The organism is Ideonella flava, from assembly GCF_051857595.1.
Classification (GTDB): domain Bacteria; phylum Pseudomonadota; class Gammaproteobacteria; order Burkholderiales; family Burkholderiaceae_C; genus Ideonella.
Window position 1 is genome coordinate 340,702 of sequence record NZ_JBPZHD010000002.1, and the last position, 11,816, is coordinate 352,517.

At 71.1% G+C, this 11,816-nt stretch carries 8 protein-coding genes; 6 read left to right on the top strand and 2 right to left on the bottom strand.

The window, feature by feature from the left end; translation table 11 throughout:
• Nucleotides 1-40: 40 nt before the first annotated feature.
• The 6 genes from ACS5PM_RS05260 (at nucleotide 41) to ACS5PM_RS05285 (ending at nucleotide 8,375) form a co-directional block, all read left to right on the top strand.
• On the top strand, nucleotides 41-406 hold the full coding sequence (locus ACS5PM_RS05260) for a response regulator (RefSeq protein WP_439386214.1): 366 nt from the start codon (nucleotides 41-43) through the stop codon (nucleotides 404-406).
• Nucleotides 407-509: 103 nt separating this feature from the next.
• Complete coding sequence (locus ACS5PM_RS05265; RefSeq protein ID WP_500684343.1) at nucleotides 510-2,354, top strand: ABC transporter ATP-binding protein/permease; 1,845 nt, start codon at nucleotides 510-512, stop codon at nucleotides 2,352-2,354.
• Nucleotides 2,355-2,495: 141 nt separating this feature from the next.
• Nucleotides 2,496-4,685: a hybrid sensor histidine kinase/response regulator gene (locus ACS5PM_RS05270; protein ID WP_439386216.1), complete on the top strand. Its 2,190-nt coding sequence runs from the start codon at nucleotides 2,496-2,498 to the stop codon at nucleotides 4,683-4,685.
• 58 nt (nucleotides 4,686-4,743) lie between these two features.
• A complete protein-coding gene (locus ACS5PM_RS05275) occupies nucleotides 4,744-6,075 on the top strand; it encodes a GDSL-type esterase/lipase family protein (protein WP_439386219.1) in 1,332 nt (443 codons plus the stop codon).
• A 224-nt stretch (nucleotides 6,076-6,299) separates the two neighbouring features.
• On the top strand, nucleotides 6,300-7,676 hold the full coding sequence (locus ACS5PM_RS05280) for an NHL repeat-containing protein (protein WP_439386221.1): 1,377 nt from the start codon (nucleotides 6,300-6,302) through the stop codon (nucleotides 7,674-7,676).
• 78 nt (nucleotides 7,677-7,754) lie between these two features.
• Nucleotides 7,755-8,375, top strand: coding sequence for a UdgX family uracil-DNA binding protein (locus ACS5PM_RS05285; RefSeq protein ID WP_439386223.1), 621 nt, complete (start codon nucleotides 7,755-7,757; stop codon nucleotides 8,373-8,375).
• 3 nt (nucleotides 8,376-8,378) lie between these two features.
• Here the strand turns inward: ACS5PM_RS05285 and ACS5PM_RS05290 are convergent, their stop codons facing one another.
• Together ACS5PM_RS05290 and ACS5PM_RS05295 are read right to left on the bottom strand one after the other, a co-directional pair.
• Nucleotides 8,379-9,947: a class I adenylate-forming enzyme family protein gene (locus ACS5PM_RS05290; protein WP_439386225.1), complete on the bottom strand. Its 1,569-nt coding sequence runs from the start codon at nucleotides 9,945-9,947 to the stop codon at nucleotides 8,379-8,381.
• A gap of 27 nt (nucleotides 9,948-9,974) precedes the next feature.
• Nucleotides 9,975-11,690: a 2-hydroxyacyl-CoA lyase gene (locus tag ACS5PM_RS05295; protein ID WP_439386227.1), complete on the bottom strand. Its 1,716-nt coding sequence runs from the start codon at nucleotides 11,688-11,690 to the stop codon at nucleotides 9,975-9,977.
• Nucleotides 11,691-11,816: the final 126 nt, after the last annotated feature.

Sequence of the window (11,816 nt, forward strand, 5' to 3'; positions counted from 1 at the left end):
ACTGTGATCGAATGGCCGGGTGGTTTCGAGAGGGATGGCCATGGCGCAAGCCGATACCCGGGTGATCGTGATCGACGACGACGCTGACGCGCGGCAGACGCTGTCGAGCGTGCTGCAGGACGTGGGATGCGAAGTGCGCAGCGCCGCCGACGGCCTGGCGGCCCTGGGGATGATCGGCGAGTTCGATCCTCACTGCGTCATCCTCGACGTCGAGATGCCGGGCCTGGACGGCCTGGCCCTCAGCCGCCAGCTGCGCGAGGCGCACGGCCATGACATCGTGCTGATAGGGATCACCGGCCATCAGCTCGGTGATTCCAAGGTTGATGCCACCTTCCAGCTCGTCGACCATTGGTTCACCAAGCCCATAGAGCTCGACAAGCTCGTCAAGTTGATTCGCGCCATGTAAGGCCTGGCGCCGACGCCGCGGACCGGCTTCGTCCGACACCACGGCGCGGCGCACGGCCCTACCGTGGCTTCGGCCTTCCACCCCTGCCCAGCGAGCCCGCACCATGCCCGGCAGCGCCGACACCGGCCCCCCAGTGAACCCTCCAGAAACCGCCAAGCCGACCACCCGGGCGCGGCGGGCAGCCGCGGCGGCCGCGGCCGCGTTGGCGGCGCGCCGCCCGCACATCCGCCCGCCCAAGCTCTCGATGGCCGCCTGGCGCCAGTTCTATGGCATGGCCAAGCCCTATTGGCAAGGCGACGAACGCGGCAAGGCGTGGCTCCTGCTGGCCCTGCTGATCGGCCTCATGCTGGCCGAGACCAAGTTCGCCGTGATGCTCAACGACCAGACCGGCGAGATGGCCTCGGCGCTGGCGGCGCACGAGGGGCCCCGCTTCTGGGCGTCGGTGCGCGCGGCCCTGTGGGTGCTGGCCGGCGCCGTGCCGGTCTACGCCTTCTACTACTACATGCGGGACGCCTTCGGCAACCACTGGCGGCGCTGGCTCACGCGGCGTTTCCTCGACGGCTACCTCGGCGAGCGCCGCTACTACGAGCTGCAGAAGAACTCCGACATCGACAACCCGGACCAGCGCATCAGCGAAGACATCAACACCTTCACCGGGCGCTCCATCCACTTCCTGCTGATCTTCCTCGGCTCGGTGATGCAGCTGGTCGCCTTCAGTGCGGTGCTGTGGGCGATCTCCCACCTGCTGGTGGCGATCCTGGCGGTCTATGCGACCCTGGGCACCGCCATCGCGCTGTGGGTGTTCGGCGCGCCGCTCATCTCGCTGAACTTCTGGCAGCTCAGGCGCGAGGCCGACTTCCGCTTCGGCCTCATGCGGGTGCGCGAGAACGCCGAGTCCATCGCCTTCTATCGGGGCGAAGGCCAGGAGCGCAAGCGCATCGAGAAGCTGTTCGATGCGGCGTTCACCAACTTCGCGCGCCTGATCCGCCGGCAGCGCTCGCTCAACCTGTACCAGCGCGGCTTCAGCCAGCTCACGCTGGTCGTGCCGAGCGTGGTGCTGGCCGGCAGCGTGCTGTCGGGCGAACTCGAGGTGGGCCGGGCGGTACAGGCCGGCGGCGCCTTCGCGGCCGTGCTGAGCGCGGTCTCGCTCATCGTGGACAACTTCGAAAGCCTGTCGCGTTTCGTCGCCGGCATCGGCCGGCTCGACGCGCTGGGGCAGCGGGTGATGCCGCGCGCCGACCAGGCCTCGCCCGTGCCGCAGGAGCCCCAGCCTTCGCAGATCGCGCTGGACCCGTGTGACCGGCTGGCGCTGGAGGACCTGACGCTGTACACGCCGCAGTTCGACCGGCTGCTGGTCGAGAAGCTGAGCGTGGCCGTCGAGCGGGGCGAAGGCCTGCTGATCACCGGGGTTTCCGGCTGCGGCAAGAGCTCGTTGCTGCGCGCCGTGGCCGGGCTGTGGCGCACCGGCTCGGGCACGGTCCACCATCCGCCGGTCGAACAGATGTTCTTCCTGCCCCAGCGTCCCTACCTGCAGGCGGGCACCTTGCGCAGCCAGCTCGTCTACCCGGCCGCGGACACCGATCTCGCGGACGAGCGGCTGCTCGAGATCCTCGGCGAGGTGCAGCTGGCGGATCTCGCCGCCCAGGTCGGCGGCCTGGACGCGGAGCACGATTGGGAGAAGCTGCTGTCGGTCGGCGAGCAGCAGCGCCTGGCCTTTGCGCGCGTGCTGGTGCACGAGCCGCAGGTGGTCATGCTCGACGAGGCCACCAGCGCGCTGGACAGCCGCAACGAGGCGGCGCTGTACGAGCGCCTTTGCCGCACCGGCGCCACGCTCGTCAGCGTGGCCCACCGCCCGGGCGTGCTGCGCTTTCACACCCAGGTGCTGCAGCTGGCCGGCGGCGGCCCCTGGCGGCTGCTGCCCGCCGACGGTTTCGAATTCGATGCCTGACCTGGCCTTCGCTCCAACGGGCGCTCCGCAGGAGCCGCCCCATGCAAGCGGCGTGGGCGGCTCCGGATTTGGGGGGCCGCTGCGAGAGCCCCCTCGGGGCGCGGCCTGCCAGGCGTCCCCCGGCAGGGGCCGTGGGGGCCTATGAACATTCGCCCGCAGCTGGCGTGGATGATGGCCGTGGTGGTGGCGCCGCTGGCCCTGGTGGCCGCGCTGTCCAGCTATGCGCTGTACCAGACGCAGCGCGAGGTGCACTCCCAGCGCTACCTCGAGCGCGTGCGCGCCCTCAGGCTGGCGCTCGACACCGAGCTGTCGGGCACCATCCGTCTGCTCAAGGCTGTCTCGGGGGGAAAGGCGGTCGCCCTGTCCGACGCGGGCAGTGGCGACGCCGGCGGCCCGCTGGCCTCGCTGCTGGCGCAGAACCCGATGTGGGCCTCGGTGGCCGTCACGGCGGCGGATGGTCGGCTGCAGGTGCAGGTCAAGCGGCGCGGTGCGGAAGCCGTGCCGGCGCTGGACGAAGAGACCCGGCTGACCGTGCTGGCCGGCCGCCAGCCCGCGGTCTCCGGCCTGGTGGCGGCCCGGCAGGGCGGGGGCTACTACACCTTCGTCGCGGTGCCGGAGGTCGTGGGCGAACAGGTGGTCCGCGTGGCGGCCATCGGCATCGACCAGCGCGACTGGCTGGCCTTTCTGCAGCGGCACGACATTGCACAAGGCGCGACGCTCACGCTGAACGACCAGCACGGCACGGTGATCGCCCGCACGCTCAACAACGAGCAGTGGGTCGGCAAGAAGTCGCGTCGCGAATACCTGGACCTGATCGCCACCCAGCAGGAGGGCTCCGCGCGCAACGAGGGCCTGGAGGGGCAGGCCTTCTACACGGCCTTCAGCCGCCTGTCGGTGGCCCCCTGGACGCTGGGCACCGGCGTGCCGGCGGAACTCGTGGAAGCCGCGCTGCGCCGGCAGACCCTGCTGATGGTCGGCGGGCTGCTGCTGGCCTCGCTGGTGGCCGCGGGCGTGGCGATGCTGCTGGGCGGCCGGGTCATCCGCTCGCTGCAGAGCCTGGCCGCGGTGGCAGGCACGAAGGCGGGTGCGGCGGAGACGGACGACGAGCCCCTGCCCATCAGCGAGGCCGAGGCCGTGCGGCGCCAGCTGCGCGACAACCTGATCAACGAGAGCCGGGCCCGTGCCGAGGCCGAACAGGCCCGCGAGCAGGCCGAACGCGCCAGCCGCGGCAAGGATGAGTTCCTCGGCATGCTGGCGCATGAATTGCGCAATCCCTTGAGCGCCATCGCGGCCTCGGTGGCGCTGCTGGAGGCGAAGAACGCCACGCCCCAGACCGACCAGCGCGCGCAGGAGGTGCTCAAGCGGCAGGTGCGCCAGATGTCGATGCTGGTCAACGACCTGCTGGACGCGGCGCGGGCCAGCAGCGGCAAGCTCACGCTGCGCGAGGCGGACGTCGAGCTGGCGCAAGTGGTCGGCTCGGTGGTGCAGGCTTTCAAGAATTCGGGCCGCACGCGGCACCTGTCCGTCAGCTCCTCGCTGCAGCCGGTGCGCGTACGCGGCGATGCCATGCGGCTGGAGCAGGTGGTCGCCAACCTGGTCGACAACGCCGCCAAGTTCACGCCGCAGGGCGGGCAGGTCCACATCACCCTGGCGGCCACGCAGGACAGGGCCACGCTGACCGTGACGGACAGCGGCGCCGGCATCCCGCCGGAGCTGCTGCGCGACCTGTTCGATCCGTTCACGCAGGCCCAGGCCGGCCTGGACCGGGCCCGCGGCGGCCTGGGCCTGGGCCTGCACGTGGTCAAGGGCCTGGTCGAGCTGCATGGGGGCAGCGTGGAGGCGCGCAGCGAAGGGGCCGGACGTGGCGCGAGCTTCATCGTTCGACTGCCTGCGCTCGCTGCAGCATCGCCCGAAGGGGCGAGCCTGCCCGGCGCGGGGCCCACGGCCCTGGCGCCGATGCGCATCGCGTTGATCGAGGACAACGCCGACGTCAACGACGCCACCTCGACGCTGCTGCGATCGGCGGGGCACGAGGTGCACAACGCCTTCGACGGCCACAGCGGCCTGCAGTTGCTGCTCGACGCCCCGCCGGACGTCGCGCTCATCGATGTGGGCCTGCCCGGCCTGAGCGGGCTGGAGGTGGCGCGCCGCCTGCCGACCAACGGCACCATCATGCTGGCCCTGACCGCCTACGGCGACGAAGCCATGCGCGAGCAGGCACGCCAGGCCGGCTTCGATGGATTCCTGCAGAAGCCGTTCGACCTCCAGGCCTTCGAGCAGGCGGTGCACGAGGCACGGCAGCGGCGCAGGGTCCCGCCTGACGAAGCTTGAAGAATCGGCCGCCGCGGCGCCCTAGACTCCCAGCCACTTTCCTGGCGGAGACGTCTCGATGCACTCCAAGGCCTGGCCCGCGCTGACGCTGGCCCTCGCACTGCTCGGTTCCCATGCGTGGGCGCAGAAGACCCAGGCCGCACCGCTGCGCATCATGCCTATCGGTGACTCGATCACCGAGGGCGGCGACGGAACCGGAGGCTTTCGTCGCCCGTTGTTCGACAAGCTCACGGCGGTCTGGGGCATGCCGAACTTCGTCGGGTCGCGCAACATGCGCCAGAGCGACCCGGCCGATTTCCTGGATCACGACGAGGACGGCTACTCGGCCTACCGCATCGAGCAGATCACGACCGGCAAGGGCTTCTGGAACGCGTTGCCCATCGAGCAGCGGCTCAGGGCGTGGGATCCGGCCATCGTCACCCTCCACGCCGGCACCAACGATGCGCAGCAGGCCTATCGCTATGCCGGCGTGATCGACCGGCTGGACCAGCTCGTTTCGCGGATCGTGGCGTTCAACCCCGAGATTCACATCTTCCTGGCGCAGATCATCCCGGCCAACCCGCCCGCCAGCGAGACGACGCAGGCCTACGTCCGCGGATTGAATGCGCAGATCCCGGCGCTCGTCGATCGGCATCGCGCGCAGGGCCACCGCGTCCACCTGGTCGATCTGTACACGCCCATGCTCGACCACCCCAACCCGGACGGCATCCATCCCGACGCCGCCGGCTACGCGGTGATGGCCGAGGGGTGGTTCCAGGCCATGATGGCCGCGCTCGCGGCTCCGCCGCCCAACCCCGATCCGGGCCGCTTCTGGGGCCTGCACCAGGTCGATCGCTTCAGCACCGTGACCTCCACCCCGTGGACGCTGCAGCCCAACCTCATCCGTGCCGGCTCGGTGACGCTCGCCGGCGTCCAGACGAGCGGCTACCAGGGCAGCCATCCTCCGGCCCTGCTGAACGACGGCTCGCAGGCGGCCTACAGCAATGACCGCGACTACGCGTCCACGACCACCTTCAGCCTGAACACCGAGGCCGCCCCCCAGGGCTACGACATCACGGCCATCCGCAGCGATGCCGGCCTTCCGACCGCGCCCAACGGCGACGAACGTTCGCACCAGGCCTACGAGCTGTGGTGGTCCTCGGTGGAGTCGCCGGACACCTTCCTCCAACTGGCCGATGCTCACCACATCCTGGTCAACACGTCCGAGCGCGCCTCGCAGGTCACGCTCAGCCGGCCCGACGGCGGCCCAATGGCGCAGCGCGTCGCGAAGCTGCAGTTCCGCTTCGTTCAACCGCCGGCGCGCCAGTACGGCTTCATCGGGATCGAGACGCCCACCCGCTACCGCGAGCTGGAAGCCTTCGGAGCGCCGAGCGCCACGGACGTCCGCTGAGCGTTCGGCGCGGGGTCGGTCTCCGGTTGATGCGGGCCCGACGGGGCGAGGGCTGCTTCATCCCCGTCGCGGGGCCCGAGGTCGTGGGTGAACCATGGCCGGGCGCATGTATCAGCAGGGCGCGCGCGCCGTCTGTTGGTCACCGATGCGAGTCCTGGATTCGCTGTGGCGTACGCATCGGCATCCGCCACCGCAGACGCTGCCGCACAGGCAAGGGAAACACGATGACCCACACCTACAGTCCGCTCCCGGCACGGCCGCGAGCGGCCGGAACGACACTGCGGGCAGGCCTGGGCGTGGCCTGGCTGACCCTGACGCTCATGCAAGGCCCGGCGCACGGGCAGATCCTGCTCACCGAGTCGACCTGGGGCGGGGCCGGAGCCGAGGTCGCCACCGCCGTCGCCACCGGTGCCGACGGCAGCACGTACCTCGTCGGCTCGACGGACAGCTTTGCCGTCGACCCCTTCGGCCAGCCGGCGACGCGGATGTTCATCGTCAAGCGGTGGAATGGCGAGCTCGCCTGGCAGCGGATCTGGAACGGGCCGACCATCGTCGGAGTGACGGATCCGTCAGCGACCGTCGCTGCCGACGGTTCGGTCTACGTGGCCGGCGTCACGGCCGACGGTGGCGGCGACGCGGTGCTGCTGAAGTTCGATCCGGACGGCAACCTGCTGTGGACGCGGGCCTGGGGCGGTGCCGAGTTCGACAGCGCCGGCGCGGTGGCGGCGCACAGTGACGGCTCCGTCTACATCGCCGGTCGTGCGACGAGCTTCGGCCCCAGCTCCGCGGGCGTGTTCGTCGTGAAGTTCGATTCGCTGGGCAACCTGGTCTGGCAACGTCTCTGGGACGATGCCGCCGGCTTCGAGGCCCTGGCGGTCTCGCCGGACGGCAGCGTCTACGCCGCCAGCTCGAAGCTGCGGCCCGACAGCGACTTCTCGCAGTTCGACGTGATGGTGCTGAAGCTGACGCCGGCGGGCGACCTGGCCTGGGCACGGACGTACGGTGCCGGCGAAGTCGTCGACGCGCGCGGCGGAATGGTCGCCGCGGCGGACGGATCCATCTACACGGCCGGCGCCATCCAGGTGGCCAAGGGGGGCAGTGTCGGCATCTCCGCGCTGGTGCTGAAGATCGCGGCCGACGGCAGCCTGCTGTTCGGCAAGCGATGCTGCACCAGGGGCAACGACACGGGCGAAGGCATCGCCATGGCGCCGGACGGCTCGGTCCTCCTGGCCGGAACGACGACGTCGCTGGGTGCCGGCTTCCAGGATGCGTTCGTCGCACGCCTGGATCCGGCAGGCAAGAAGGTCAAGGCCGCGGCCACCTGGGGTGGCACCGGCTTCGAGACCGCGGGTGGCGTCGCCGCCACGCCCGACAACGCGGTCTGGCTGGCGGCGACGACGAACCAGGGCCCGCCGTATTCGCTGGGGGCGGTCCGCCTGAAGCTGTCCTCGCCCAAGTTCACCGTCACGGCGCCGGCCGGCCAGCTCGTGGATCCTTCCGGGACGGTTTCGATTCCGCCGTATGGGACGTCCGTGCCGGCAGGCAGCACGACCTACAGCGGCAACCTCGAGGCAGCCCTCATCGGGCTCACGCTGCCCTAGCGGCCCTGCTTGGAAGAGGGGGCGACGGCCGGCACGCAGGCTCGGCGTTCCGAGGCATGGGGATTGCCGAACCGCGGCATGCCCGTCGCCGCTTCACCGGCCCCCGCCCAGCTCGAACTCCTTGCCGAGGAGGCGATGCACTGCCGCGAGTGCCCGCTCTGGCAGGGCGCCACGCAGACGGTGTGGGGCGAGGGCCCGGCCCGGGCGCGCCTGATGCTCGTCGGCGAGCAGCCCGGCGACAAGGAGGACCTGGCAGGCCGGCCGTTCGTCGGCCCGGCGGGGCAGCTGCTGGACAAGGCCTTGCAGCGACTGGGCTGGCCGCGCGAGCAGCTCTACGTCACCAATGCGGTCAAGCATTTCAAGTACGTGCTGCGCGGCAAGCGCCGCATGCACAAGACGCCGGCCCAGCGCGAGGCCGAGGCCTGCCTGCACTGGCTGGAAAGCGAGATCGGCATCGTGCGACCGCAAGCCGTGGTGGCACTGGGCGCGACGGCAGCCCGCTCGCTGCTCGGCCAGGCCGTGCCGGTGCTCGCCAACCGCGGCCTGTGGCTGCAGCGGGCCGACGGCCTGCCGGTGCTCGTCACCCTGCACCCTTCGGCCTTGCTGCGCCTTCGCGGCGAGGACAGGGAGCAAGCCTTCCTGCGCTGGATCGCCGACCTGCGCGTGGCGCAGGAGCGCGTGCGCCTGGCGACGGCGTGAGGCTCAACGGCGCAGGGCCTGCACGCGGTCGCGCAGCAACCGGTGCTGGATCTTGCCGGTGGCCGTGCGGGGCATGTCTTCGTCGGCGATGAACAGGACCGAGCGCGGCCGCTTGTAGCCGGCCATGCGTTCGCGGCACCAGGCGAGCAGTTGCGCCTCGTCCGCCGCCTGGCCCGCGCGGCGCACCACGACGGCGAGCACCGCTTCGCCCCATTTGTCGTCGGGCACGCCGACGACCGCCACGTCCTGCACGCCGGGATGCGCGCCCAGGACGGCCTCGACCTCCGATGGGTAGATGTTCTCGCCGCCGCTGATGATCATGTTGCTCTTGCGGTCGACCAGTTCGATGAAGCCCTCGGCGTTGCGCCGGGCCAGGTCGCCCACCGAGCACCATTCGCCGCGGAAGGCCTCGGCGGTCTTCTCGGGGTTCTTCCAGTAGCCGTCGAACACGTAGGCGGTGCGTGAGTAGAGCTCCCCGACGTCGCCATCCGGCACTTCGTGGCCTTCGCCGTCGAGCAGCCGGATCGCACCCGAGCCGGCCCATTCGCGGCCCACGGTGCCCAGGCGCTCCAGCTGCTCGTGCGGCCGCAGCAGGGTGACCCAGCCGGCCTCGGTGGAGCCGTAGAGCTCGAACAGTTTCGCGTTGGGGAACAGGCCCAGGATCGCGCGCTTGGTGTCGGGCCGCGCGGGGGCCGACGAGATGAGCAGCTTGCCCACGGCGCCGAGGTCGCGCCTGGCCTTCTCCTCCTCGGGCAGGGCCAGCATCATGATGTAGTGCGTCGGCACCAGCGAGGTGAAGGTGATGCGCGATTCGGCCAGCGTGGCCAGCAGCGCGGCCGGGTCGAAATGCGGGCGGTCGTCGATGACGATGGTCGCGCCCAGCATGGCGAAGGTGAGGGCGAAGTACAGCGAGTTGGCGTGGCACAGCGGCATCACCAGCAGGGCGGTGTCTTCGGCCGAGAGCCCGAACTCCAGCGCGGTGGCGAAAGCCAGCAGGGCGTTGCCCTCGTGGCTGCGCATGGCGCCCTTGGGCTTGCCGGTCGTGCCGGAGGTGTACATCAGCGCAAACAGGTCGGCCGGGGCCACGGCCACCTGGGGCGGCGTAGGCGAGGCGCCGGCCAGCATCGCCTCGTAGCCTTGCCAGCCGGCGGGCACCGGGCCATCGGCGCCGCCGAAGACGATGCAGCACGAGGGCGCGATGGCCCACTCGCTGCGCAGGGGCTCGACCGTGGCGCGCAGATCCTCCTGCACCACGATCGCCCGAGCCTCGCTGTGCTCGAGGATGTAGCCGATCTCCGGCGGGCGAAGCCGGAAGTTGACCGGCACGGCCGCCAGGCCGGCCCGCGCCAGGCCGACGTACAGCTCCATCCACTCGACGGCGTTGTAGCCGAGCAGGGCGACCCGGTCGCCTTGGCTCAAGCCTCGCGCGAGCAGCGCATTCGCCAGGCGGCTGGCCCGCTCGTCCCATTGCGCGTAGGTGAGCGAGCGGCGGGAGTCCCGCGCGCCCGGCTTGGCCGGGTGCAGGCGGGCCTGGGTGGCGACCGAATCCGACAGGTTCAGCAGGTGGCTCATTCGCGGCCTCCTCTCTTCGTGAGGGCCTCAGGCCCGGCGCGCCTGCTCGGCCTCGTCCCAGGCGGTCAGCGCCTGGCGATCTGGCACCCAGCCCAGGCCCTTGCCGGCGTCGGAGCTCAGGGCATCGCGGGTGGTGACCACGTCGATCAGGGCCGGCGCCTGGGCGAAGGCCTCTTCGATCGCGCCTTGCAGGCGGACCGGGTCGGTGACGCGCTCGGCATGCAGGCCGAAGGCGCGCGCCATGCCGGCGTAGTCGCTCCAGGCCAGCGTGGTGCCGACGACCCGGCCACCGTAGTTCATCTCCTGGTCCAGCCGCTCGATGTTCCAGGCGGCGTTGTTCGACACGATGAAGACGACCTTGGCGCCGTGGCGCTGGGCGCTGTCGATCTCCATCGCGTTGATGCCGAAGGCGCCGTCACCGGTGACGACGACCACCTGCCTGTCGGGGTGCAGCAGGGCCGCGGCGACGCCATAGGGCGTGCCGACGCCGAGGCAGCCGAAGGCGCCGGCATCGAGGTACTCGCGCGACTCCAGGCCCATGCGGGCGAAGCTCAGCAGGTCGCCGCCATCGGCGATGGTGATGGCGTCGGGTCGCAGCACCTTTCGCAGCGCGCCGAAGATACGGTTGGGATGCATGTGGCCGTCCTTGCCCGGCTCGGCACGCGACAGGTTCTCGGCATGCTTGAGGGCGCGCCGGAGGTGCTCCGCGCGCAGGGTCTGCGTCCAGCTCAGGTCGAGCGCCGCCGAAGGCCGGGCGAGGGACTCGGCCAGCGCGTCGAGCGCGAGGGCGGGATCGGCCAGCAGCTCCACCTCGCCGCGCCGGTTGTCGCGCAGTTCATCGGCGTGGTCCGCGATGCGCACGAAGCGCGCGGCCTTGAACACGGCCGGCGAGCCGTAGGCCATCTGGTAGTCGAGCTTGCGGCCGACCACCAGGACCAGGTCGGCCTCCTGCATGGCCTTGGCCCGCACCGCGCCCACGACCGAGACGTGCCCGGGATCGACCAGGCCGCGGCTTTCCTGGGTGTCGAGGTAGACGGCTCCGGTCGCCTCGAGCAGGCGCTTGAGCGCGGCGCCGCTGCCACGCGCGCCTCGCCCACTGACCACGAGCGGCCGGCGCGCCTGCTGCAGGAGGGCGGCGGCACGCTGCAGCTCGGCCGGATCCGGCAGCAGCCGGCGGCGGGTTCGGGGCGCGAGGTGCTCTTCCAGCACCATCGCGGCCGGCACGGTCTCGCGCAGCACGTCGGTCGGGATCTCGATGTAGACCGGGCCGGGCGGGTTGCCGTCGCCCTCGGCCATGGCCCAGGCCTTGTCCAGGTCACGCGCGATTTGGTCGGCCACCCGCAGTGTGCGGGACCAGCGGGTGATGGGGGCCATGATCGCTGCGTGGTCTATGCCCTGCAGCGGCCCCAGGTCGTCCTGCGGGCGGGGCGGGCAGCCCCCGATGAGCAGCACCGGAACGCGCTCGAGGTGGGCGTTGGTCATGGCCGTCACGCAGTTGGTGACGCCGGGCCCGGCCGTCGCCATGGCGACCCCGACCCGGCCGGACAGGGCCGAATGGGCATGCGCCATGTGCACCGCCGCGCCCTCGTCGCGCACGTCCACGATGCGCACGCCCAGTTGCGCCAGGTGATCCCAGATCGGCTGGATGTGGCCCCCCTGCAGGCCGAAGATCCGGTCGACTCCGCGGGCGACCAGGAAGCGGGCGACGAGTTCGGCGACGGAACGGGCGGCAGGGCTGGGCATGGCGGCTCCTTCGGGCGCAGGGCAAGGTGCCCATGATGAAACCGCGGCTGGAGGGCGCGAACAGGGTTTCTCCGCGGGTTGGACGGCTCGCCTGGGAGAGTGACGCGCTAACCTTTTAAATCAGCG